The sequence below is a fragment of the Pseudomonas sp. BSw22131 genome, assembly GCF_026810445.1.
Classification (GTDB): domain Bacteria; phylum Pseudomonadota; class Gammaproteobacteria; order Pseudomonadales; family Pseudomonadaceae; genus Aquipseudomonas; species Aquipseudomonas huanghezhanensis.
The window spans coordinates 4,180,545-4,204,124 of the sequence record NZ_CP113949.1 but is presented as its reverse complement, the minus strand read 5'-3'; the positions used below and the strand labels follow the sequence as shown (position 1 = coordinate 4,204,124).

Sequence of the window (23,580 nt, the reverse complement as noted above, 5' to 3'; positions counted from 1 at the left end):
CATCAAAATGTCATGAACATTGTCTCCGTCCGCGGAGCGTTTTATTGATGCATTGGCACTGCCGTTCCAAAAAACAGCCAGTGCCGATGCCTGAGCAGGTCTTTTACCTGCTGCCATCAACAAGAGAGGATCGACCGTGCATAACGTCGTGATCAGTGGCACCGGGCTCTACACCCCGGCCAGCAGCATTTCCAATGATGAGTTGGTTGAGTCTTTCAACACCTACGTTGCGCAGTTCAATGCTGAAAATGCTGCGGCCATCGAGCGCGGTGAAGTGCAGGCGCTGACCGAGTCCAACGCGGCGTTCATCGAAAAGGCGTCGGGCATCAAAAGCCGTTTTGTCATGGACAAGGACGGCATCCTCGATCCACAACGCATGAAGCCCCGGCTACCGGAGCGCTCCAACGACGAGTGGTCGATTCTCTGTCAGATGGGGGTTGCGGCGGCCGAGCAAGCCTTGCAGCGCGCAGGCAAAACCGCCGCAGACATCGACGGCGTGATCGTCGCCTGCTCCAACCTGCAGCGTGCCTACCCCGCTATTTCCATCGAGATACAAGCCGCTTTGGGCGTCCAGGGCTTCGGCTTTGACATGAACGTTGCCTGTTCGTCGGCCACCTTCGGCATTCAAGCGGCCTGCAACAGCGTGCAGTTGGGTCAGGCTCGCGCCCTGCTGGTGGTAAGCCCTGAGATCTGTACCGCGCATTTGAATTTCCGTGATCGCGACAGTCACTTCATTTTCGGGGATGCCGCCACGGCGGTGGTCGTGGAACGCGCTGATCTTGCGACGTCGGCCTATCAGTTCGACATCGTCAGCACCAAGCTGCTGACCACGTTCTCCAACAACATCCGCAATAACTTCGGTTTCCTCAACCGGACGGCGGAAGAGGGCGAGGGCAAGGCCGACAAACTGTTCGTCCAGGAAGGCCGCAAGGTTTTTCGTGATGTGTGCCCGATGGTCGCCGAACTGGTGGGCGCGCACTTGCACGAAAACAGCCTGAATGTGAGCGACGTTCAGCGCTTCTGGCTGCATCAGGCCAATCTGAGCATGAACCACCTGATCGTCAAAAAGCTGCTCGGCCGCGAGGCAACGATTGAAGAAGCGCCGGTGATTCTCGACACCTACGCCAATACCAGTTCTGCTGGCTCGGTGATTGCGCTGCACACCTATCAGGACGACCTGCCAAGCGGCGCGCTGGGCGTGTTGAGTTCTTTTGGTGCGGGGTATTCGATTGGCAGCGTGATCCTTCGCAAGAAGTAAAGATAATGCTGCCCCTACAATAAACAAACAAAAACAGCCCGGCGCTGACCTGTCGAACGGATGATGGGGATCCGACAGGGCAACGGCGGGCTGGAAGGATGTAGCGGCCTCAGGCGACGGGAGCCACTTCGCTTGAGGCTTGTAGCTTGAACTCAACGCAAGGGGACCGATTTATTCTCAACGCTTCACCGAAAATAAATCTGTGCCCTTCTTACATGCAGCTGCTTCTTTAGAACTTCGCTTCTACGTCCAGCTGCAACGTGTTGGCATCCGCGTCACGCTGGGAGGCGACTGCATAGTCAGCCTTGGTCAGGAAGTAAGTAGCGCCGACTGCGAAGTTCTTGTCGATGTCGTAGCTGACCTTCATCTTGTGGCCACGTGAACCGGTGGTGCCGTTGGCGAAGTCCGAATCGGTGAACGCGCCAACCACAGCGTTACGCTGGGTATCGCGGTAGTTGTAGTCCAGACCGAAACCAAACACTTTGGTTTTCACGCCGGTCAGCCAGCCCGTATCTTCGTCACTGTCGGTAGCGTTGTTGACCACATATTGGCCATACACCGACAGCGGCACAGCAAGGCCATTGATATCGACCTGACCGAAGCCTTCAAGCAAACGGAAGCGGTTGGTGTTGTTGCCGTTGACCGACAGCGCGGCGCTGTCCTTGTCGTTCTGGTACTGATAGACGCTGCCGCCCAAGGTCACTTTCAACGCGTCGATCGGCGTGAAGCGAGCGCCCAACTGACCCGCATTCAAGCGCAGGTCGTTCTTGAACTGCGTGCCGTCGCCATCAATGTTGTCTTTGAGCGTGTAGTTACCGGCGCTGCCGAACAGCTCGAAGTTCTTGCTCACCGGGAAGCTGTAAGTCGCCGCCAGACCTTCTGGATTGATGTCGCTGTCCCAGATCATGTCGCCCATGCTGACCCACGGCTGGCTCATCTTGCCGCCGATGAGGTGCAGGTTCTTGATCGCGTCAGGGTGGTAATCGATGTAACCCTGATCCAGCCATAGGTCTTTCTTGACGAAGTAGCCGTCCAGGTCCTGGTTGGTCGAACGTGCGTCGTTGCTGCCGCCGGTGGCGATGCGGATACCGGTGCTCACCTGCGGGTTGATCTCGGTATAGGCACCCAGGCGGGCACGAATGCGCTGGCGGTCCTTGTCCTGGCTGTTGTTCTGGCCATCAATCTTGATGGTTTCCTGACGCACGCGAACGTCGCCCTTGAATTGCGTCTTGGCGGCCCAGGCCACTTTCTGTGCGAAGGCGTTCATTTCATCGGTCTTGCTTTGCGCTGCAGCGACTTGCGTGGCTTGCTGCTGCTGAACTTGCTGATCCTTGGCAAGCTCGGTTTGCAGTTCAGCGTACTGAGATGGGGAAATCGATCCGTTAGCCTTGAGCATGTCGAGCAATTTGGCGTCGACTGCGGCATTGGCCGGAACGCTCATGGCCAGGAACAAACCCCCGCACAGAGCCGCCGCAGTTTTTGTGTAAGCAAGACGCATATCAATCTCCGTTACTGAGTGGGGCGGACACACACCGCCCTGAAAAACCGTCCGGAGCAAACGGGAAAGCCCCCGTTTAGAACCGGACGCTCTAAAAACTGGCGCCAGTATCGCGGTCGATTATTACAGTACGGTGGCGAAGTGATGCCATATCCATGACATGTGAAAATTTCGTTGAACCCGCCACCTAGAGCGCTGTAAGGCAAATTTCATGTGCAATTCGGGCCAATGGGTGATACTCGCCAAGCAGTCGAAATGAGTGGGGGACGTGATGCCGTTACATCGATTGGAAAGTCTGTCGGCCTTGGCGCCCGCAGAGTGGGATGACTTGGTACCGGGTGATTCTCCGTTTTTGCGTCACGCCTTTTTGAGCGCAATGGAGGACAGCGGCAGTTTGGGTCCACGCTCCGGCTGGCGCGCCGAACACCTGCTGCATTACGAAGGCGATCAACTGATTGCCGCGTTGCCGGCGTATCGCAAGTGGCACTCCTCTGGCGAGTATGTGTTCGATCATGGCTGGGCGGATGCTTGTCGCCGGGCTGGCATCGCCTACTACCCGAAGTTGCTGGTGGCCGTGCCGTTCAGTCCGGTCAGTGGGCCACGTCTGCTGGCCAAGCGGCCTGAAGACGGTCGTGAGTTGCTGGCCGCGCTACCGGGTTATCTCGACATCGAATCGTTGTCCAGCGCTCACGTCAATTTCACCGACCCGATTACTGATACGTTGCTGGCCGAGCAGCCCGGCTGGTTGCAGCGCATTGGTTGTCAGTACCACTGGCAAAATCGTGGGTATGGGGACTTTCAGGATTTTCTCGACGCATTGAGTTCACGCAAGCGTAAGCAGATGCGTAAAGAGCGTGAGCAAGTGGCGGGGCAGGGCATTGATTTCGAGTGGCTCGAAGGCCATCAACTGAGTGAGGTGCAGTGGGATTTTGTTTATGCCTGCTATTCCAATACCTACCAAGTCCGTGGGCAAGCGCCTTATCTGACGAGGGAATTCTTCAGTCTTGTCGCTGATCGCATGCCGGAGTCGATCCGGGTAGTGCTCGCGAAACAGGGCTCGCGACCGGTGGCAATGGCGTTCAGCCTGATCGGTGGAGACAGCTTTTACGGGCGCTACTGGGGGTGTCTGGCCGAGTTCGACCGCTTGCACTTCGAGACCTGTTTTTATCAGGGGATGGAGTACGCGATCGACAAGGGTATCAAGCGCTTCGACGCGGGCGCACAAGGCGAGCACAAGTTGATTCGTGGGTTTGAGCCGGTGATTACTCATTCCTGGCATTACCTAACGCACCCGGGATTGCGCGAGGCGGTGGCAGATTTTCTTGATCAGGAAAGGGCGGGCATATTGGCATACGCCGAAGAAGCCCGGACTGCGCTGCCGTATCGGCAGGTTGACTGATCCGGGTCGGTAACACCCCTGCAGGAGCTGACGAGCCTGAGCGAGGCCGCGATTGCGGTGTGTCATAGAGATTGCATCGCGGCCTCGCTCAGGCTCGTCAGCTCCTACAAAGGCGCCGTCTCAGGTGACTGAGCGTGGCCGGCCGTTTGCTCGGGCGTTGCCGGTCCAATCCACAAACCGCCCTGCCAACAAGTTGGCTGTAAAGACGTTAATCCATCCCTACAAAGCCGCCGGTTTGATGCGCCCAAAGCCGCGCGTACAAACCTTTATGTGCGAGCAGCTCAGCATGGGTGCCGGTCTCGGCGATCTGGCCGTTTTCAAGCACCACCAGACGATCCATGCGGGCAATGGTCGATAGCCTGTGGGCAATGGCGATCACCGTTTTGCCTTGCATCAGGGTTTCCAGGCTCTCTTGGATTGCCGCTTCAACTTCCGAATCCAGCGCCGAGGTCGCTTCGTCCATGATCAGAATCGGCGCGTCCTTGAGCAGCACGCGGGTGATGGCGATCCGTTGACGCTGCCCGCCCGATAACTTCACGTCTCGCTCACCGACGTGGGCATCCAGCCCGGTGCGGCCTTCGGAGTCGGTAAGCAGCGGAATGAACTCATCCGCCCGCGCCTTGCGCATGGCTTCCCACAAATCCGCGTCAGTGGCGTCGGGTTTGCCGTACAGCAAGTTGTCGCGAATCGAGCGATGCAGCAGCGACGTGTCTTGCGTGATCATGCCGATATGAGAGCGAAGACTTTCCTGAGCGATGTGGGAGATGTCCTGATCATCAATCAGAATCTTGCCACCCTGCACGTCGTACAGCCTCAGCAGCAGATTCACCAACGTTGATTTTCCCGCACCGGACGGCCCGATCAAGCCGATTTTCTCCCCCGGCTTGATGTTCAGGTTCAGGCCTTCGATCACGCCTTTGCCTTTACCGTAATGGAAGTCCAGGTTTTCGAATTTCACGGCGCCTTGTTGCACAGTCAATTGTGGCGCGGCCTCACGATCAATCACGCCGACAGGCTGGGAAATGCTCTCCAGACCGTCCTGAACCATGCCGATGTTTTCGAAAATGCCGTTGACCACCCACATGATCCAGCCGGACATGTTGACGATCCGAATCGCCAGGCCGGTGGCCAGCGCGATGGCGCCTACCGAAATCAGCGACTGGCTCCACAGCCAGAGCGCAAGGCCGGTCGTGGAGACAATCAAAATGCCGTTGAGCGTGGTGATCACGGTGTCCATCGAGGTGATGACACGGCCTGCCAGCTGGGTTTTTTCGGTCTGTTCGGTAATCGCTTCTCGGGCGTATTGCTGCTCGGAATTGGTGTGCGCGAATAGCTTCAAGGTGGCGATATTGGTATAGCCATCGACGATGCGGCCCATCAGCTTTGACCGGGCATCGGATGACACGACCGAGCGCTCTTTCACGCGGGGCACGAAGTAACACAGCGCGAGGATGTAGGTCGCAATCCAGCTAAGCAGCGGAATCATAAGGCGCCAGTCGGCTTCAGCGAACAACACCAGGGAGCTGATGGCGTAGATCAGCACATGCCACAGCGCATCCACCGCTTGCACCGCAGAATCACGCAGCGAGTTGCCCGTCTGCATGATGCGTTGGGCGATGCGCCCGGCGAAGTCGTTCTGGAAGAAGTTGAGACTCTGTTTGAGCACGTACGTGTGGTTCTGCCAGCGAATCATGCTGGTCATGCCGGGACTGATGGTCTGGTGCACCAGGAGATCGTGCAGCGCCACGAAGATCGGCCTCAGCACCAGCGCAACGACCATCATCCAGATCAGTTCGGTGGCGTGTATGCGGAAAAAGTCGGGGTTCGGGGTGCCCTGTGCCAGGTCGATGATGCGGCTCAGGTAGCTGAACAGCGCAACCTCGATCAATGCGCCAATCAATCCAACCACCAGCAGCGCGGCAAAACTCGGCCACACCTGGCGCAGGTAATACACGTAGAACGGCAGGACTTTGGTGGGAGGAGCGGCGGTGGGGGCTTCGCGGAAAATGTCGATCAGTTGTTCAAAACGGCGATAAAGCATTGGCTATGACACCCACGGGCTAAGCGGGCTCTCCTTACTGAGGGGCAGACCCCCGATCAGACCGCACGAAACCGCGATTGGCTCAGGCCGGTTTCGTGCGTGTACGTATCAAGCCTGGGGTCAGTCGACGCGTTTAGCGGATTTGATCAGGATCGGATCGATCGGCACATTTTGCATGCCGCTTTTGGTGGCCGTTTGTGCGCGAACGATGTTGTCCACCACGTCCATGCCTTTCACGACTTTGCCGAACACCGCGTAACCGAAGTCACGAGCGCCGTGGTCGAGCATCGCATTGTCATTGGTATTGATGAAGAACTGGCTGGTGGCCGAGTTAACATCTGAAGTGCGGGCCATCGACAGCGTGCCGCGCACGTTGTGCAGGCCATTTTCGGCTTCGTTCTTGATCGGGGCGTTTGTCTCTTTCTGGACCATTTGCGGCGTGAACCCGCCGCCCTGGACCATAAAGCCCGGAATTACCCGGTGAAAAATCGTGCCGTTGTAGAATTTGCTGTCCACGTAGCCGAGAAAATTCTTGGTACTGATGGGCGCTTTGTCCTGTTCCAGCTCAATCTCGATCTGGCCAAAGCTGGTGTCCAGAATCACGTGAGGGGCGGTAGCAGCCATCAGATTGGAGGCAAACAGTACAGCGGCAGCGGAGAGGGCGATTTTTTTCAGCATGGGGCAGAGTCCTGAAAAGTGATTTTCGACGGCAAAAAACAGGTCGCAAGGGAAGCACGTTTGCGGGAATTTGGACAGCGTAAGCGCCCGGTTAAAGGACTTGGGTTGATCCAGCTGCGTTGCTCGTCAGCTCCTGAAAGGGCTTCAACGCATGGCTTTCAAACCAGGTGCGGAGCTACGAATGGCACATCCAGTGGCGCGGTGTCGAAGTTCTGGATCAGGTCAATAAGGATCTGCGTCGCAGGCCCCAGCGGTTTGTCTTTGCTGGAGTAAAGATAGAACAACGGATTACGGCTGCCACCTTTATCCAGCGGCAGGATTTTCAGCACGCCTTCCTTAAGCTCACGCTCGATGATATGCCGGGGCAACCATGCAAAGCCCAGACCACTGCTGACGAAGGTGGAGGCTGTTGCCAGGCTGCCGACGGTCCAGCGCTGTTCGGCGCCGAGCCAGCCGACATCCCTTGGCTGACTGCGGCCCGAATCGCGGATCACCACCTGAAGCTGGCTTTCCAGGTCCTGAAAATTCAGCTCGCGGTGCATCTGATGGAGCGGGTGTTCCGGGTGCGCAACGGCCACGAATTCGACCGCGCTCATCTCCGTACCCAGATAACCCGGAATGCTGAAACCGCTGATCGCCAGGTCAGCCAAGCCCTCCAGCAAGGCCTCCTCAACGCCTGACAAGACTTCCTCGCGCAATCGCACGCGACAACCACGGCTTTGCGGCATGAAGGCCGTCAGTGCGCGCACCAGCCGGGCATTGGGATAGGCCGCGTCCACGACCACACGCACTTCGGCCTCCCATCCCTGTTCCATGTGATGCGCCAGATCTTCCAGCTGGCTGGCCTGCTTTACCAACTGCCGCGAGCGTCGTAGCAGCACGCCGCCAGCGTCGGTCAATACCGCTTTGCGGCCGTCAATGCGTAACAGCGGCACACCCAGTTGGTCCTGCATACGGGCGACGGTGTAGCTCACCGACGATTGCGAGCGATGCAGTGCTTCAGCCGCCTGAGCGAAGCCGCCGTGATCGACCACTGCCTGTAATGTTCGCCATTGATCCAGGGTCACGCGGGGCGCTTTCATATTTCGCTCCTCTTGTCCTAAGCTGGCGTCCCGACTGGAGACTGCCGCATGAAAAAATTCTGTTGTGTGGTGCTGGCTATGCTGCCCTTGAGCGCGTTCGCTTATTCTATTGACGTGGACAAGACGCTCGACGGCGTACAGATCGACTACACGAGCCACGACACCACTTACGACATCGGCAATATCACGCTGAACAACTATGGCGCCGTCCCTGCAAAATGCAGCGTGGTCTTGCGAAACGGTCCGGAAGCCCCGCGTACCCGCAAGGTACAGGTCGCGGCCAAGAGCAGCGTTGACGTCACCGCGAAGTTCAACCGCGAGATCATCAAGCTGTACATCACCCTAAAATGCGAGCCTCAGTGATCTGTGCCGGATGCGGGGAAGCGTACTTCCCCTCTCGCTTATAAAACAATTTATTCGATGTTTATGATCGGTTTTTTATGAATATCAATCGATAGCGCCTTGAAGGTGCAGGCTAGACGCTCGCGTGCCTTGTATCAACGACGTCGATGTCAGGGATGCATCAGAGTGGTTTTTCATGAGTTGGCTCAGCCCATAGAGTGGGCCCCAACGAAACGAATTAACCCTGACTTCACGGAGTAACTGATCATGAAAACATCCATCGCATTTGGTTTTGCTCTCTCGGTCATGGCGTCGACCGCTGTGCTTGCCAGCCCTGAAAAAGCCCATCAACCGGCCGTAGTCGACGCTTCGAGTGCCGCACTCATCAGCAACCAGGTCGCCGCCAAAGACAGCGTCAAGCCTTTTGACAGCAAGTCTTCCGGCACCGTGATCGTTGCCGAGAACCGTAAAGAGTTCGGTTCGCACTACCAGCGCTACGAGTGATACGTTTTGCACCCAAACAAGAAACCCGGCAAATGCCGGGTTTTTTGTTGCTCGGATTTCATTGCGCTCAGGCTCAGGCTGCGGGGCGCGGCAACAGGCTCTGCACGCCTGATCGCAGGTCGCTTCCGCTCGGCTGCTGATAAAGGCTCAAGCCAAACTCCGGCAGGACGGCCAGCAGGTAATCGAAGATATCCCCTTGCACCCGTTCGTAATCCGCCCACACCGTCGTCCGGGTGAAGCAGTAGATTTCCAGCGGCACGCCCTGCGCAGTGGTTTCCATCTGGCGAACCATGCAGGTCATGTCGGGGTGGATGTCCGGGTGAGCGTTCAGGTACGCCAGGGCATAGGCGCGGAAGGTGCCGAGGTTGGTCATGCTGCGGCGATTGGCGGACACCTGCGCAACATTGCCCTGCGCTTCGTTCCAGGCACTGAGCTCGGCTTTCTTACGCCCGATGTAATCCTTGAGCAAGTGCACCTGTGTGAGGTTCTGCTCTTGCTCCAGGGTCAGGAAACAAACCCCGCTGGCATCGATGAACAGGCTGCGTTTGATGCGTCGACCGCCGGCCTGCTGCATCCCCCGCCAGTTTCTGAATGACTCTGACATCAGTCGCCAGGTCGGAATCGAGACAATCGTTTTGTCGAAGTTCTGCACTTTGACGGTGTGCAGCGTGATATCCACCACATCCCCGTCGGCCCCCACCTGCGGCATCTCGATCCAGTCGCCCACGCGCAGCATGTCGTTGCTGGTGAGCTGCACGCTGGCTACGAACGACAGCAGCGTGTCCTTGTAAACCAACAGAATGACTGCCGACATTGCACCCAGTCCGGACAGCAGCAACAGCGGCGAACGGTCGATCAGCGTGGCCACAATGATGATCGAGGCGAAGATGTACAGAATCATCTTGGCCAGTTGCACATAGCCTTTGATCGAGCGGGTGCGGGCATGATCGGTGCGCGCATAGATGTCCAGCAATGCATTGAGCAGTGCGCCCACGCTCAGCATCATGAACAGAATGGTAAAGGCCAGCGCGATATTGCCGACGACATGGCTGGTGGTCGAGCTGAGGTCCGGCACCAGGTTCAGGCCGAACTGGATGACCAGCGAAGGAACGGTCTGGGCGATGCGATGAAAAACCTTGTTGTGCCGAAAGTCGTTGAGCCAGAACAAAGCTGGCTGGCGTCCGAGCATTTTGACGGCGTAAAGGATGAGAAAACGCGCCAGCCTGCCCAGAGCGAGTGCTGAGACAAGCAGCGTGGTCAGGCCAATGCTGGTTTTCAGTAGGGGTTGATTCTCCAGCAGGCCCCAGAATTCCTGAACGTGTACCCAGATTGATTGGAAGTCCATGCGACGGTTTTCTCCTGTAAAAAAGGGGGCGCGATTAGAGCATTGTTGAGCGCGTCAACGCTGCAGACGGTAAATCCAGTAACAAAATAGGGCGACTGAAGTAAAGAAACTCGGCCTCGACGTCCGAAACCGGTAACCTATGCGACTGTTTTTTTGTATTTCGCCGAGGTAACACCCGTGTTCTCCCAATTCGCCCTGCACGAACGCCTGCTAAAAGCCGTGGCCGAACTCAATTTCGTCGAGCCTACGCCTGTGCAAACAGCGGCCATTCCGCTGGCGCTTGAAGGGCACGATTTGCGGGTGACGGCGCAGACCGGCAGTGGCAAGACTGCCGCTTTCGTGTTGCCGATGCTCAATCGCCTGATGGGTCCGGCCAAGGTTCGGGTCGATATCCGCGCCGTGATCCTGCTGCCAACTCGCGAGCTGGCGCAACAGACACTTAAAGAAGTCGAGCGATTCTCCCAGTTCACCTTCATCAAGGCCGGCCTGATCACAGGCGGTGAAGACTTCAAGGTTCAGGCGGCCATGCTGCGCAAGGTGCCTGACATTCTGATCGGCACGCCGGGTCGTTTACTCGAGCAACTCAATGCCGGCAACCTGGATCTGAAACACGTTGAATTGCTGGTCCTCGATGAAGCGGACCGGATGCTGGACATGGGCTTTGCCGAGGACGTCGAGCGTCTGGCCGGTGAATGTGCCAATCGTCAGCAAACCATGTTGTTCTCGGCGACCACCGGTGGTTCGGGTCTGCGCGAAATGATCGGCAAAGTGCTCAAGGATCCGCAGCACTTGCAGGTCAACAGCGTCAGTGAGCTGGCGGCGGGTACGCGTCAGCAGATTGTGACAGCCGACCACAATGTTCACAAAGAGCAGATTCTCAACTGGCTGCTGGCCAACGAGACCTACCAGAAAGCAATCATCTTCACCAATACCCGCGCCATGGCTGACCGTCTTTACGGCCGCCTGGTGGCGCTGGAGTACAAAGCGTTCGTGTTGCACGGCGACAAGGACCAGAAGGACCGCAAGCTGGCGATCGATCGTCTGAAGCAAGGCGGCGTCAAGATCCTGGTAGCCACCGATGTGGCTGCGCGCGGACTGGATGTCGATGGGCTGGACATGGTCATCAACTTCGACATGCCACGCAGCGGTGATGACTACGTGCACCGTATCGGCCGCACAGGTCGTGCGGGTGCCGAAGGTCTGGCGATCTCGTTGATCTGCCACGGCGACTGGAACCTGATGTCCAGCGTCGAGCGCTACTTGAAGCAGAGTTTCGAGCGCCGTGTGATCAAGGAAGTCAAAGGCACGTACGGCGGTCCGAAGAAAGTCAAAGCGTCCGGCAAGGCCGTCGGCGTGAAGAAGAAAAAGACCGATGCAAAAGGCGACAAGAAGAAAACTGCCGCCAAGGGCCCGACCAAGCGCAAATCGCAAAACCGTCCCAAGCCTGACTCGCTGGTGAGCAGCGATGGCATGGCGCCGCTGAAAAAGCGCAAGACCGAGGCGCCGGCTGCCGAGTAAATAAACCGAAGCACCGGCTGCCGACTAATCCATGTTGGAGCGAGGCTTGCCCGCGAATAGCTAAGTCACCTTTGTATGTGTGTGACTGACGGCCTCGCGGGCAAGCCTCCAACAGGTATGTGATTCCCTTCTGCCCCTGCGTTTTCTCCACACCTTCACACATCTCATGAATCGCTGATTGATCAATCAGCACAAGTCTGCACATCCTTCATCGCCGCCGGGCTTACGAGCTGAACGGCCATCGCAACCTCCGGTCTCACCTCCTGAGCATCAACGCCTGATGACCGGACGTCACGGGCTAAATCCCTGCTGGAGGCTGGAAAATGTCTGACAAATACGACTGGGACCTGATCGAGCGACTGTTGCATGAAGTACAAAACAGCGCCGATGACAGCTTCAAACCCCGCAAATACGCTGAAGAGCACGCCGCTGCCAACGGTGCTGAGGGTGAGGGCGTCGGCAATCTCGACGCCCTGAAAATGCAGGCTACCAATTACGAAGCGCTGCTGGTGCGCAATGGCTTCATTGAATCGAGGCCTGAAGGAGAGGGTGGGAATGGCGAGAACTTCGTGCTGACGCCACGTGGCGCCAGCCTGCTGGCGATGATCGACAGCAGCATTCCGGGCGACAACCACCCGCGCAAAGTGCTGGATGATCAGCACGATGGACTGGACCCCGCCACATTCGACGAAGTGGCTTCCAAGGCCCAGATTGCCGGTGGTTCTATCTAACGGCGCTTACTAAAGCATCCCGATGGGGATCATGGGCATCTGAAGGTCTGCAGGCCGCTGCCCCAGTCAATCGGGCGATTTAGCGGCCTTCAGACAGCTCAGGTCTGTGAAGTCTTTTCGGGTATCGGCAATCTTGGCGATCAACTTTTGTTGCTGATCCGGTGAGCTCTCAGCCACCAGATCAACCAACAGTGAAATAGCTGCCTGCTCCGTCCGGTCATAGGCCTGACGGTATTCAGGTGTCCAGAACGTCTCTCGGTCCTGTAGCAATTTTGCGATCTTTGCGTCGAAGTCGCTGGCCTTGCGCTGTTTGACCGTGGCCAATAGCTGCGCCTGCCAATGGGCGCGGTTGTCGATCCACAAGCGGTTTTGTTCGCCTAGCGACGCTGACCATTGCTGAACCCGCGCCTTCTGCTCCGGATTGAGCTTGCCAATCCAGGGGTTCATACGCTTCTCCATCCGCTCGGCGCGTTCGCTGATTTGGTCATTCAGGGGTTGATCAACGAATTCAGCCTCGTGTTTGCGCAAGTCTTTGGCGAAGGCGTCCTGCATCTCATTGACCTGCTTGTCATCAAGCTGCTTGAGCAACTGCACGGCGGACGGTGTGATCTCTTGCGAGAGCGTTGCGATCGCCTGTTTGGCTTCTGCGGTGCGCGCACTCAATCCTTGCTGGTTCACCTGATGGTTCTGGACCATTTGCTGCAGGCGATCCAGCCAGGCAACGTATTCAGGAATCTGCGTGGTGCAGTGCCAGTTGAGGTGCTCTTTGAGACGTTCGTTGAGCCAGTCTTTCTGCGTGGTGTTCATGTCCAGATAGTCGCTGAGCGACCACGGAATGATGACGTCCAGATGGCGATACGCGAGGCCTACACGGCTGCATCCCGTCACGAGCATCAGGGTTATCAGCAGCGAGATGATGGCTTTGACCGTGTTGCGCATGACGGCTCCTTGCTCGTTTGGCTTGTTGTATAGAGCCAGCGACGGCATGCCAGTTCAAGGCATTAGAAAAAGGATCGCACGACCTTGAGTGTGACGGTGCTTTCGCAGTACGTGTTGTGACCGCTGTACGCACCGCAATCGGCGCCCGTGAGGCTTGAGCCGCTGTAAATCAGGTTCATGTCCATGCCCATCAGCGGACGCGATACGTTGAACGACCAGTCGTTGTAAGCGCTGACCATACCGCCTCCATCGATGGCGGCAGGCGCGTCAAGTTGGTGGTTGCCATATTGCATGCGCAGGTCCAGGCCCAGAGGGACAATGCCGCCCAGATCAAGAAACAGCGAGCTGTCCTGGCGCCCGGCGTCGTTACTGAAGGCTGTGCCAATGCGGCTATCGAATATGCGGAACCCGGCGTACAACTCGTGGCTGTCGAGCTGGTCAGTGTTCGGGTAGGTGTAGCGGATCACGCCCAACTCGTAGCCCAGGGTTTTGTCGAACGGCTTTTTAAAGCCCATGTAGGAGTCGACTTCGAAAACGCTGTCTGGCGCGATTCCCGCATTGGGCGACCACTGACCGAAATAAAAACCGCTGTCGTGCGTCAGGTCCAGCCCTCCATGGAATGCAGAGTCGCCTCCGGTGGGTGTGACAAGACCTTGCGCCATTGAGCGGCTCGGTGTGGTGCCAAGTTTGAGGCTGAAGTCGCCGAGTTCACGTTCGATGATTTGCGCTGATGCACTTTGGCAAACAAGCAAGGTGCTGGCGATCAGCAGAAAATAGCGAGCATTGGGCATGCTTCACTCCTTGGGTTTTGCGGAGGAGTGGGACCGATGGTAACTCATCGCAACGGCCAGAAAGCCAGATGAGAACCGCGAGCTAGAGGGTCGCCAGCATACCGGCGAATGACCAGGCGGGCTCACCGTCGGTCGATTGAGGGGGATAAATTTGAACTTCATGATCAGTCGTTGGCAGAAACCAGCGTGTTGACCACGATCAAGGCTTGGGAAAAAGACGGATATCCGCTCTTGGCAACGTCCAGTTGGTCGTACTGCACGCGATAAGCCCGGGCCTTTTCCTGGTCTTGCATCCCAGCACGTTGCGCAAGCAGGGCGATGGCTAGAGGGTAATGGCGATCAGCTGACTGCTGCAGAAGGCGAGTGGTTTCGGTTTCGTCCCCACGCTGGCGTATCAGCAAAACGGCCTGATAAAACTGTGCTTCACCCGAGGCATCATCTCTGGATGCTCGCTCCAGCAGCGCGCTGGCCAGTTCGTAGCTTTCGGAGTGTCGTTCGCTGATCAGCACTTTGGCCTGAATCATGTCGTTTTGGTAAAGCAGGTGCTGCGCGCGGCATGGGCTGCCCGGCAAGGTGGTGTCACAGCCATGCGTCGCGCAGCCGCCGAGAAAGAGTGCTGCACCGAAAAATATCCATTTCTGCATGTCGGATTCCGCAGGGGAAAAGCTGGTTTCAGGGTGTCGCTGTGCACGCTTACACTGAATCGCCTTCGATACCGTCAAGCGATGACGTGTAACAAGACAGTAAAGCAGAGCTTTTTTTACAAGGAGGTCAATTGCCCTGGCGCCTTGTGATCAAAGCGCCTAGAGATCGACAGCTGAAGCGGGGGAAAATTACTTCTTGCCGAGAGAAATTTGCTTGGACGGGCCGAAGGTCTGGCCGCTGACGCCCTTGGCGATTTGCTGGATCTCGCCGCCGGACTTGAGGAAAGCCGCGATTTGTGCGTTGATCGAATCGCTCGTCTCAACGGCTGGAGCTGGCTTTGCTTTCGAGTTGGATGCTTTTACACGCATGGCTGCTATTAACCTATATAAAATTAATACGGCCGGCCATTCTATCTGAATCGCCCGGTAATTGCTTGGCGAATGTCGAAGGCGCGCGGGCAGCGGATTAAACCCCAATATCGCAACTTTTACGCCGGTCCGCGCGCTAAATCACTGTTTTAATTGCCAAGTTTCAAAAGGGTCGACGCTCGATTATTTCCTGATGGTTGCGCGAAATAGCCTTTCTCATCAGACGAATGGCCCAAGGTCGGTCATGCCCCGCGCTTGTCGTCATCAGCAACCTGTTGATTTCACTGGCGCTCACGCCACGCGCTTCACAGTCCGCTGACGGCCAGCAACCCCTTGGCAAAACTCGGGTAGAATGCCGCCCACGTAACGAGGGTAATCGAACATGGCTCTAGTCGGGCGCTACAACAGTTTGCAAGTGGTTAAACACACTAACTTTGGTCTTTATCTGGATGGCGCGCAGGACGGCGAAATACTGCTGCCCAATCGCTATATTCCCAAAGACATTCCAAGTGAAGATGAAGACTGGCTCAACGTATTTATTTATCTGGACAGCGATGACAAATTGATCGCGACGACCGAAAAGCCGAAAGTTCAGGTCGGTGAGTTCGCCAGTCTCAAAGTCGTTGAAGTGAACAGCATCGGTATTTTCCTCGATTGGGGTTTGCCGAAAGATTTGCTGCTGCCGTATTCCGAAGAGCGACAGCCCCTCACGGCGGGCGATTACTGCGTGGTGCATGTTTATCTCGATAAGCACACACGCCGCATCACCGCAACCAGTCGCCTCGACCGTTATCTGGACAAGGTGCCTGCCAGCTACAAAATCGGTCAGGAGGTTGATCTGTTGGTGGCCGAAGCGACCGACATGGGCTTCAAGGCGATCATCAACAACAAGCACTGGGGCCTGATTCACAAGAACGAAGTGTTCAAGTTCTTGCGTCCCGGCAAAGAAGAAAAGGGCTACATCAAGGACATTCGCGCTGACGGCAATATCAGCCTCAGTTTGCAGCCGGTGGGCGAACAGGCCGCGAGCAGCCTCAATACCAAGATTCTCGGAAAACTGCGTGACAACAACGGGTCACTGCCCGTCAGCGACAAGAGTGACCCGCAAGTGATCAGCAACCTGTTTGGCGTCAGCAAAGGTAACTTCAAGAAGGCCATTGGTGCGTTGTACAAGCAGGGTTTGATTGTGATTCATGCCGACCGCATCGAGCTGGTTTGAATTATCCGTTCCTGAAAGGGCTCTATATTTAGAGAAGCCGGTCATGCCCGACCGGCCATTGCTTTTCAGGGACGCCTCATGAAGACCAAACTTACGGCTTACATCGCGACGCTGCTGGCTTTTCTAGTGCTGGACGGCCTTTGGCTAGGTGTCTTGATGGGGCCGACTTACCGCGCCTGGTTGGGTGGTTTGATGCTGGCGACGCCGGTCGTTGCCCCCGCCGTGCTGTTTTATCTGCTGTATGGCGCGGGGATTGTGTTTTTCGGAGTCTTGCCGGGTTTGCGAAGCGCCAGCGTTGGGCGCGCGGCACTGTGCAGCGGGCTGCTTGGTTTGATGGCCTACGGCACGTACGATCTGACGAACTGGGCGACATTGCAGGGATGGCCGTCGCAGTTGTCTCTGGTGGACTGGGCATGGGGCACGTTTGCCTCAGGAGTGGCCGGCGCCGTCGGTTACCTGGCTGCGCGCCGCTTTGGCTAATGCCTGTTGCCCACGATCACTGTAGGAGTCAACTTGTTGGCGAGCCGGCCTCAGAGTTGACCCCGTTCTGACGTCTCGCGAATAAATTCGCTCCTACAGTGGGGCGTCAGAGCAGCGCCAACTGCCACCGCGTTGAATGTCCCGCGGCCTCTACTTCGTTACTTCTGCAAAAAGCCCGCAAAACTCACGTTGGCGCCATTTGGCCGGGCATCGCGCAGGTACGCATCCTTGTCGGCGCTCAGTTCCAGGCTGACAGTGGATTTGCGTTTGCCTTCGTTGCGCACCACCAGCCCTTCAATGTGCTCGCGCATGAAGGCAGTGGTCACTTTCAGGTGCAGCAGTTCGTCGGTGGCGGGGGTGTGCATCAGCAGATGCAGCCATTCATATTGACCCACTTGCAGGCGTGTTACCGGCAGGTCGAACCACCAGATGTTCCTGTTGGTGTTCAGCACCGCAAAGTGAGTGTTGTTAGTGCCGAGCACGGCCCCGCCCAACTCTTTGTTCCTGCGGGCGATGGCCTGGGTCTTGTCGAGTTTCATGATGTTCCTGTGGATATGCCTTTCAGTCGCGCATTCTCGGGGGTTGCCAGAGAAACATAAAGTCGAAATTGGCGCAGACATCGAAAACCGTCCGTTCCCTCGCAAAACCTGGGCATAAGCCGTTCAAAAAATATTTGAAACCTTCCTCGGCGCCGGTGAGTCAATCCTAATGTCGAGGTTATGACACCTGATTCTTACCCAGGAGGCATCTCATGAGCAGCACTGGCGATAAAGTAAAAGGCATGGCTAACGAAGCAGTCGGCAACGTCAAACAAACCGTCGGTAAAGCGACTGATAACGACAAATTGCGTGCTGAAGGCAAAGGCCAGGAACTCAAAGGCGAAGCGCAGCAAGCTCTCGGCAAAACCAAAGATGCCGTGAAAAAAGGCGTCGACAAGGTCTGACGGCCTGCGCGCACGGTTTAAAAATTATCGTGCGACAAACCTGTAAACACGATAACGGCTGTCCTCGGATGGCCGTTATGCTGTTTGGCCCTTCAGCGCTGAAGCACTTGAAAGGTCGCATCGATGCCCCGCTTAGGGTAAAAAGCGAGCCCACTGCGGCTGGCAAAGGAATTTCACAGCGTTTGCCCGCTCGTATAGGTAAATGTGCTTAGCGACGTTGCGAAAGGAGACGCCATGATTTTCCCGGATTTGCGCCAGTTACCGTTCACCAAGGTAATGGTCAGAACGGTCAAGGAATTCATTGATGACGAGATGTCGACCTATGCGTCTGCCCTCGCTTATCAAATGCTGTTTTCACTGTTCCCGTTTCTGTTGTTCCTCATCGCGCTGATCGGCTTCCTGCACCTGCCGGATTTTTTCTCCTGGTTGCGCCTGCAGTCTGAACTCGTCCTGCCGCCGCAAGCGCTGGAGCAGGTCAATCCGGTTATCGATCAGCTCCAGCAATCCAAGGGCGGACTGCTGTCGATCGGTATCTTCATCGCGCTGTGGACCGCTTCGGCTGGCGTACGCTTGATGATGAGCGCAATGAACGCGGCCTACGACGTGGTCGAAGCTCGTCCGGTCTGGAAACGCATTCCCCTTTCTGTGCTTTACACCGTCGGCATCGCCGGCATGTTGCTCGCCGCCGCTGCGTTAATGGTCACCGGGCCGCAAGTCATGAGCTGGCTGGCCGCGCAGATCGGCATGGAAGATTTCATTGTCACGCTCTGGACGATCCTGCGGTGGCCGCTGATCATTCTGCTGCTCATGGTTTCGGTGGCATTGATGTATTACGTCATGCCCGACGTGCAGCAGGAGTTCCGCTTCATTACCGCCGGCTCGGTGCTTGCGGTCGTGGTGTGGATCATCGCCTCGCTGGGGTTTGCCTACTATGTGAAGACGTTCGCCGATTACAACGCCATGTACGGCAGCATTGGCGCGATCATCGTGCTGTTGCTGTACTTCTACATTTCAGCGGCGGTGTTGTTGCTGGGCGCTGAGATGAATGCCGTGATCGAGCACATGTCCAACGAAGGCAAGGACAAAGGCGAGAAGGTCGAAGGTGACGGTGGCGTCGATTCTTCGATCAACAAAAACGTATCCGGCCTTGGCCGCGATCACAGCCACGACCAGGACCACGACGCCGAACTGCATCCAGCACTCAAGGTCGAAAAAACCTGACAACTCTTGTGGCAGGATGGGCGCTCAACCGCAGCCGCCAGGCCGCGAAGCGCATCTTGACCACTGGTAAGGGCCACTATGATTCATGAAATTCTGAAGATGGGCGATGAGCGTTTGCTGCGCATCGCGCCGCCGGTGCCCGAGTCGATGTTCGGCTCGCCCGAGCTGAAAACGCTGATCGCCGACATGTTCGAAACCATGGAGAGCGTTGGCGGGGTTGGCCTCGCTGCTCCGCAGATCGGCGTCGATCTGCAACTGGTCATCTTTGGCTTCGAGCGCAGCGAACGCTACCCCGATGCCGAAGCCGTCCCTCAGACCATTCTGCTCAATCCATTGATCACGCCGCTGGAACAAACCGTTGAAGAGGGTTGGGAAGGCTGCCTTTCCGTCCCGGGTTTGCGCGGTGTGGTGGATCGCTACGAACACATCCGTTACGAAGGTTTTGACCCTGATGGCCAGCGCATTCAGCGAATCGCTCGGGGCTTTCATGCGCGGGTGGTCCAGCACGAATGCGATCATTTGATCGGCCGTCTGTACCCCTCGCGCGTGACCGATTTCAGCCGGTTCGGTTACATCGACGTCCTGTTCCCGGGCATGGACCCAAACTCAGACGAATAGTCTCGGGTTCCATCATTCTGAGCGACCTCAAAGCTGACGGCGTAGCGCGACCAGTGACTTGGTTCTGGTGTAACGCGCGAGCCGTCCTGCCAGCGCCTGCGGTAAATCCGATACGGATTCAAACCTCAGGCCTGCATAAAAGTCAGTCAACTGCGGATCGCAGAAGAGCCAGACGCTTCCACTCGCCTTAGCCACGGCTGCCTCCACCAAGCCCTTGGCGATCCCCTGTCCACGTCGATCCGGCGCAACGAAGAGCCCCGTAAGCCAATGCCCTTGCGCAACGGGCGTCAGGCACAGCGCCGCAATGATGTCGACATCTCTAGCCACCCACGCCTTCGCCTCGCCTTTGGCACGCATGGGCGATTGATGAGCGCGGTAGAACTTGTCCAGCAGCGGCCGGGAGATATCGGGCAATACACACATTTGCATGGGGAGACCGGTGCGCCTGGTATTTTGGGATTTCGTTCTACCGCCATAACCAATCGGTCCACAAGATTTTCCTGCATCAGGTCACAAGCCGGTATCGGCCCTGACGCAGGAACGCGCAATGCCCAACTACCTCGACGACCTCCAGCGGCAGGACATTGTGCGCCTGCGCGCCAGTTTCACCGGACGCACCGAGTGGCCAACGTGGTTGCTGCTGGCCGGCGTTTATGGCGGCTGGTTCGGGCTGTTGCTGTTGAGCCCCGGCATCGGTGTATGGCCAACCACGGTGCTGATGGTTCCGTTACTGGTGCTGTGGATGTCGTTGCAGCACGAATTGCTCCACGGTCATCCGACTCGTCATCTGTGGTTGAACAAGGCGCTGGGCTACGCGCCGTTCGCCGTCTGGTATCCCTACACGCTGTATCGCGACACTCATCTTGAGCATCACCGCGACGAGGACTTGACTGTCCCGGGCCGCGATCCAGAGAGCCGTTATCCGAGCCAGTCGCATTGGCTGGGCAGCCACGGCTTGACCCGACTGCTGCGCTGGCTCGACAAAACCCTACCCGGTCGGGTGCTGTTCGGTGCGCCGCTGGCGCTGGCCAGTCTGCTGGCGGGCGAGTCGAAACGGCTGCTGCGCGGGGAACGCCAGGCTTGGTCGATGTGGGTGACGCATGGCGCGATTGCGGCGTTGATGTTCGGGTTCATCGAGCATTACAGCGCGCTGTCGACGCTGCATTACCTGCTGTTGATAGCGCTGCCTGCGCTGGCTGTGTCGATGGTCCGCTCTTATTACGAGCATCGACCGAGCGAGTTACCGGAGCAGCGCACGGTGATCAATGAAGCTTCGTGGCCCTGGAGCTGGCTGTTCCTGCACCTCAATCTGCACCTGGTGCATCATGATCTGCCGGGGCTTTCTTGGTACCACATGCCAACGGTCTATCGCGCTCGCCGAGAGCAATGGCTGGCGCGCAGCGGCGGTTTTCTGGTGCAGGGGTAGGGGAACTGTTTCGTCTGCACAGCCTCAATCCTATCGACAGCCCACAACATCCCTTCGTCTGATCCGGAAAACGCCTACATGCACCAAGGTCTTGCAGAACTCCAGATGTACGTCGCGCCGCGTCGGGTGAGCGACGCGCAACAACGCTGGCTGGCGAGCATCCTTGAACGTCTGTCGGTCACACGTTTGCAGGCCTCTTTGGATCTTGAAATGCTGTGGCTCTCCGACGATTTGCTGCTGGCGCAAACCTGCGGTTATCCGCTGATGACCCGCTTGCGCGGGCGCGTGCAAGTGGTTGGGCGGCCTGTTTACCAGTTGCCACACAGTGGCGATGGCTCGCATTGCAGCCTGATTCTGGCGCGTGCTGACGACCCTCGTCGCGAGCTGATCGATTTTCGGGGCAGTCACGGCTTGATCAACAACGAGGATTCGAACTCGGGAATGAATCTGTTTCGCCACACGCTGGCGCCGTTGCAGCGCGACGGGCGATTTTTCGGGCGCGTGTCGATCACCGGTGGACACCGTGACAGCCTGCGCTGGTTGAAGGAGGGCCGGGGTGATCTGGCCGCCGTCGACAGCGTGACGTTCGATTACCTGGCGCGAGATGACAGCGAGGAGATCGCAGGTCTGAAGATCATCACTCAGACCGCGCTCAGCCCTTGTTTACCCTACATCACAAGGCCTGGAGTGGATGTCGAAAGCCTTCGTGGGGCCATGAATGAAACGCTTCGTGAAATGCCCGAGGTCGCCCGCGTGCTGGCGATTTCCGAAGTGGTCGCGGCCCGTGAAGACGATTACCGCGTGCTGCTGGATTACGAGCAGCACGCCAAGGATTTCGGATTGCCCATGCTGCTGTAGGCGGATCGGGAGCGCTGCCTGACACTGCCATCGCGAGCAAGCTCCCTCACACAGGATTTGCATCTGGCGTGATGTCGGGTTGTGGCAGATCAGCGTGGGAGGGAGCTTGCTCACGACCATCGCCCAGCGCTTGATTTACCAGCGCTGGCGGCGGCGCGATCTGGAACGCAGTCATTTCAATGAACCGAGCGTCATCGACGACAGTCAGAATCGGTCACCCGAGCGATTGGCCCAGACCATTGAAACCCTGAGCCGGATCGACCGGCGCCTTGACTGCTTGCCGGCCAAGGTCAAAGCGACGTTCCTGCTATCGCGTCGCAATGGCCTGACCTATCCGCAAATCGTTGCGCAACTTGGCATCTCCCAGCGTTCGGTCAGTGTTTATATGGATCAGGCTGAAACCTGCTGCAAACGCGCTTGTCTGGAATGACTGCGCTGCGCTGTAATGACCGGGATGCTGTGCTAAACCCATTGAGCCCTTTACGCTCTGAGCCACGAGAAACGACCATGACTTCAATCAAAAAATTGCTGGGCGGCTCGCTGCTGGCATTGGCTGTGCTGACTCAGTCGGCGCATGCGGCTGATAAAACGGCGCCAATCCTGTTTGGCGACATCACGTGGGAAAGTGGCAGCCTGATCACTGAAATTCTGCGCACCATCGTCGAGAAGGGCTACGGCTACCCGACCGACAAATTGCCCGGCAGCACCGTCAGCCTGGAAGCGGCGCTGGCCAAAAACGACATTCAGGTGATCGGTGAAGAATGGGCAGGGCGCAGTCCGGCATGGGTCAAGGCAGAATCGGAGGGCAAGGTCTACGGGCTCGGTAACATCGTAAAAGGCGCGACAGAAGGCTGGTACGTCCCTGAGTTCGTGATCAAGGGCGACGCCGCCCGCGGGATCAAGCCGCTGGCACCAGACCTCAAATCGGTCGCGGATCTGCCCAAATATAAAGACGTTTTCAAAGATCCGGAGTCGCCCAACCAAGGGCGCTTCCTGAACAGCCCGTCCGGCTGGACCTCGGAAATCGTCAACACGCAGAAGCTCAAGGCTTACAAACTGACCGACAGCTACGTCAACTTCCGGACCGGTTCCGGCGCGGCGCTGGACGCAGAAGTCAGCTCGTCGATTCGTCGCGGTCAGCCGGTGTTGTTCTATTACTGGTCGCCAACCCCGCTGCTGGGGCGTTTCAAGCTGATCAAATTGCAGGAGCCGCCGTTCAACGAGGCCGCCTGGAAAAGCCTGTCCGACGCGAGCAATCCGAATCCCATCGGCAGCGCGTCACTGGCAGCTCATCTGGCGATTGGTGTGTCCGAGCCGTTTCATAAGCAGTACCCCGAGCTGGTGGCGTTTTTCGAAAAGGTCGATCTGCCCATCGATCAGTTGAACAAAACCTTGGGTGAGATGAGCGAGAAGCGTCAGGAGCCAGCCGCAGTCGCCAAAAGCTTCCTGAAGGACCATCCGGAAATCTGGAGCGCGTGGGTGCCGGCCGATGTGGCCAAAAAGGTGACGGCAGGCCTGTAACTCACCGACCTGTAGCAGCCAGCTTGTTGGCGAAGCGGTTCTAGTCTGATGGACTGAAAAACCGCAAACGCTCGCCAACGAGTGGCTGCTCCCGCAACGCCCTCCAATCCCCGCTGGCAACACCGCGCGCCCTGCGCCATGATCGAGCCTGTCAA

General features: G+C 57.4%; 24 protein-coding genes and 2 pseudogenes. 15 read left to right on the top strand and 11 right to left on the bottom strand.

Annotated elements, in window-relative coordinates:
* Window positions 1-136 precede the first annotated feature (136 nt).
* Window positions 137-1,258: a beta-ketoacyl-ACP synthase III gene (locus tag OYW20_RS18900; protein ID WP_268797445.1), complete on the top strand. Its 1,122-nt coding sequence runs from the start codon at window positions 137-139 to the stop codon at window positions 1,256-1,258.
* A 229-nt stretch (window positions 1,259-1,487) separates the two neighbouring features.
* On the opposite strand, the gene OYW20_RS18895 is transcribed toward OYW20_RS18900, so the two are convergent.
* The gene (locus OYW20_RS18895; RefSeq protein ID WP_268797444.1) at window positions 1,488-2,756 is read right to left on the bottom strand and encodes a putative porin; all 1,269 of its coding nucleotides are present in this window, start codon (window positions 2,754-2,756) and stop codon (window positions 1,488-1,490) included.
* A gap of 271 nt (window positions 2,757-3,027) precedes the next feature.
* Here OYW20_RS18895 and OYW20_RS18890 point away from each other — a divergent pair, with 271 nt between their 5' ends.
* A complete protein-coding gene (locus tag OYW20_RS18890; protein WP_268801182.1) occupies window positions 3,028-4,155 on the top strand; it encodes a GNAT family N-acetyltransferase in 1,128 nt (375 codons plus the stop codon).
* 208 nt (window positions 4,156-4,363) lie between these two features.
* Here the strand turns inward: OYW20_RS18890 and OYW20_RS18885 are convergent, their stop codons facing one another.
* From OYW20_RS18885 to OYW20_RS18875, 3 genes are all read right to left on the bottom strand, one after another.
* The gene (locus tag OYW20_RS18885; RefSeq protein ID WP_268797443.1) at window positions 4,364-6,196 is read right to left on the bottom strand and encodes an ABC transporter ATP-binding protein; all 1,833 of its coding nucleotides are present in this window, start codon (window positions 6,194-6,196) and stop codon (window positions 4,364-4,366) included.
* A 120-nt stretch (window positions 6,197-6,316) separates the two neighbouring features.
* A complete protein-coding gene (locus tag OYW20_RS18880; RefSeq protein WP_268797442.1) occupies window positions 6,317-6,874 on the bottom strand; it encodes a peptidylprolyl isomerase in 558 nt (185 codons plus the stop codon).
* Between the two features lie 158 nt (window positions 6,875-7,032).
* A complete protein-coding gene (locus OYW20_RS18875; RefSeq protein WP_268797441.1) occupies window positions 7,033-7,956 on the bottom strand; it encodes a LysR family transcriptional regulator in 924 nt (307 codons plus the stop codon).
* Window positions 7,957-8,004: 48 nt separating this feature from the next.
* Here OYW20_RS18875 and OYW20_RS18870 point away from each other — a divergent pair, with 48 nt between their 5' ends.
* The gene (locus OYW20_RS18870; protein WP_268797440.1) at window positions 8,005-8,319 is read left to right on the top strand and encodes a 3-phosphoglycerate kinase; all 315 of its coding nucleotides are present in this window, start codon (window positions 8,005-8,007) and stop codon (window positions 8,317-8,319) included.
* 246 nt (window positions 8,320-8,565) lie between these two features.
* Complete coding sequence (locus OYW20_RS18865; protein WP_268797439.1) at window positions 8,566-8,802, top strand: hypothetical protein; 237 nt, start codon at window positions 8,566-8,568, stop codon at window positions 8,800-8,802.
* A 73-nt stretch (window positions 8,803-8,875) separates the two neighbouring features.
* Here OYW20_RS18865 and OYW20_RS18860 read toward each other — a convergent pair whose 3' ends face one another.
* Window positions 8,876-10,147 (bottom strand): mechanosensitive ion channel family protein, encoded by a 1,272-nt coding sequence (locus tag OYW20_RS18860; RefSeq protein ID WP_268797438.1) that lies wholly within the window; start codon window positions 10,145-10,147, stop codon window positions 8,876-8,878.
* A gap of 177 nt (window positions 10,148-10,324) precedes the next feature.
* On the opposite strand from OYW20_RS18860, the gene OYW20_RS18855 reads away from it, so the two are divergent.
* Window positions 10,325-11,665, top strand: coding sequence for a DEAD/DEAH box helicase (locus OYW20_RS18855; RefSeq protein ID WP_268797437.1), 1,341 nt, complete (start codon window positions 10,325-10,327; stop codon window positions 11,663-11,665).
* 323 nt (window positions 11,666-11,988) lie between these two features.
* The gene (locus OYW20_RS18850) at window positions 11,989-12,396 is read left to right on the top strand and encodes a transcriptional regulator (RefSeq protein ID WP_268797436.1); all 408 of its coding nucleotides are present in this window, start codon (window positions 11,989-11,991) and stop codon (window positions 12,394-12,396) included.
* Between the two features lie 66 nt (window positions 12,397-12,462).
* Here OYW20_RS18850 and OYW20_RS18845 read toward each other — a convergent pair whose 3' ends face one another.
* The 4 genes from OYW20_RS18845 to OYW20_RS18830 all read right to left on the bottom strand — a co-directional run bounded on the left by OYW20_RS18845 (window position 12,463) and on the right by OYW20_RS18830 (window position 15,139).
* A complete protein-coding gene (locus OYW20_RS18845) occupies window positions 12,463-13,335 on the bottom strand; it encodes a DUF6279 family lipoprotein (protein WP_268797435.1) in 873 nt (290 codons plus the stop codon).
* A gap of 62 nt (window positions 13,336-13,397) precedes the next feature.
* Window positions 13,398-14,126, bottom strand: a complete 729-nt coding sequence (locus OYW20_RS18840) for a TorF family putative porin (RefSeq protein ID WP_268797434.1) — start codon at window positions 14,124-14,126, stop codon at window positions 13,398-13,400.
* Window positions 14,127-14,290: 164 nt separating this feature from the next.
* Complete coding sequence (locus tag OYW20_RS18835; RefSeq protein WP_268797433.1) at window positions 14,291-14,770, bottom strand: hypothetical protein; 480 nt, start codon at window positions 14,768-14,770, stop codon at window positions 14,291-14,293.
* A 189-nt stretch (window positions 14,771-14,959) separates the two neighbouring features.
* Window positions 14,960-15,139, bottom strand: a complete 180-nt coding sequence (locus OYW20_RS18830) for a hypothetical protein (protein WP_037012170.1) — start codon at window positions 15,137-15,139, stop codon at window positions 14,960-14,962.
* Between the two features lie 382 nt (window positions 15,140-15,521).
* On the opposite strand from OYW20_RS18830, the gene OYW20_RS18825 reads away from it, so the two are divergent.
* Together OYW20_RS18825 and OYW20_RS18820 are read left to right on the top strand one after the other, a co-directional pair.
* A complete protein-coding gene (locus tag OYW20_RS18825) occupies window positions 15,522-16,358 on the top strand; it encodes a CvfB family protein (protein WP_268797432.1) in 837 nt (278 codons plus the stop codon).
* Between the two features lie 78 nt (window positions 16,359-16,436).
* Complete coding sequence (locus OYW20_RS18820; RefSeq protein WP_268797431.1) at window positions 16,437-16,838, top strand: DUF2177 family protein; 402 nt, start codon at window positions 16,437-16,439, stop codon at window positions 16,836-16,838.
* 158 nt (window positions 16,839-16,996) lie between these two features.
* On the opposite strand, the gene OYW20_RS18815 is transcribed toward OYW20_RS18820, so the two are convergent.
* On the bottom strand, window positions 16,997-17,377 hold the full coding sequence (locus OYW20_RS18815; protein WP_268797430.1) for a hypothetical protein: 381 nt from the start codon (window positions 17,375-17,377) through the stop codon (window positions 16,997-16,999).
* A 212-nt stretch (window positions 17,378-17,589) separates the two neighbouring features.
* Between OYW20_RS18815 and OYW20_RS18810 the strand changes: the two genes are divergently transcribed.
* From OYW20_RS18810 to def, 3 genes are all read left to right on the top strand, one after another.
* Complete coding sequence (locus tag OYW20_RS18810) at window positions 17,590-17,781, top strand: CsbD family protein (RefSeq protein WP_268797429.1); 192 nt, start codon at window positions 17,590-17,592, stop codon at window positions 17,779-17,781.
* A gap of 234 nt (window positions 17,782-18,015) precedes the next feature.
* A complete protein-coding gene (locus tag OYW20_RS18805; RefSeq protein WP_268797428.1) occupies window positions 18,016-19,002 on the top strand; it encodes a YihY/virulence factor BrkB family protein in 987 nt (328 codons plus the stop codon).
* Between the two features lie 78 nt (window positions 19,003-19,080).
* Window positions 19,081-19,620, top strand: a complete 540-nt coding sequence (gene def / locus OYW20_RS18800; RefSeq protein ID WP_268797427.1) for a peptide deformylase — start codon at window positions 19,081-19,083, stop codon at window positions 19,618-19,620.
* A 27-nt stretch (window positions 19,621-19,647) separates the two neighbouring features.
* Here def and OYW20_RS18795 read toward each other — a convergent pair whose 3' ends face one another.
* Complete coding sequence (locus tag OYW20_RS18795; protein ID WP_268797426.1) at window positions 19,648-20,049, bottom strand: GNAT family N-acetyltransferase; 402 nt, start codon at window positions 20,047-20,049, stop codon at window positions 19,648-19,650.
* A 118-nt stretch (window positions 20,050-20,167) separates the two neighbouring features.
* Between OYW20_RS18795 and OYW20_RS18790 the strand changes: the two are divergent.
* The 4 genes and pseudogenes from OYW20_RS18790 (at window position 20,168) to OYW20_RS18775 (ending at window position 23,425) form a co-directional block, all read left to right on the top strand.
* Window positions 20,168-21,108 (top strand): annotated as a pseudogene (locus OYW20_RS18790) (fatty acid desaturase).
* 16 nt (window positions 21,109-21,124) lie between these two features.
* Complete coding sequence (locus OYW20_RS18785) at window positions 21,125-21,904, top strand: phosphate/phosphite/phosphonate ABC transporter substrate-binding protein (RefSeq protein ID WP_268797425.1); 780 nt, start codon at window positions 21,125-21,127, stop codon at window positions 21,902-21,904.
* 76 nt (window positions 21,905-21,980) lie between these two features.
* A pseudogene (locus OYW20_RS18780) lies at window positions 21,981-22,334 on the top strand (sigma factor-like helix-turn-helix DNA-binding protein); the annotation flags it as partial.
* Window positions 22,335-22,411: 77 nt separating this feature from the next.
* Window positions 22,412-23,425 carry an ABC transporter substrate-binding protein gene (locus OYW20_RS18775; RefSeq protein WP_268797424.1) on the top strand — a complete coding sequence of 338 codons (1,014 nt, stop codon included), beginning with the start codon at window positions 22,412-22,414 and terminating at the stop codon, window positions 23,423-23,425.
* Window positions 23,426-23,580: the final 155 nt, after the last annotated feature.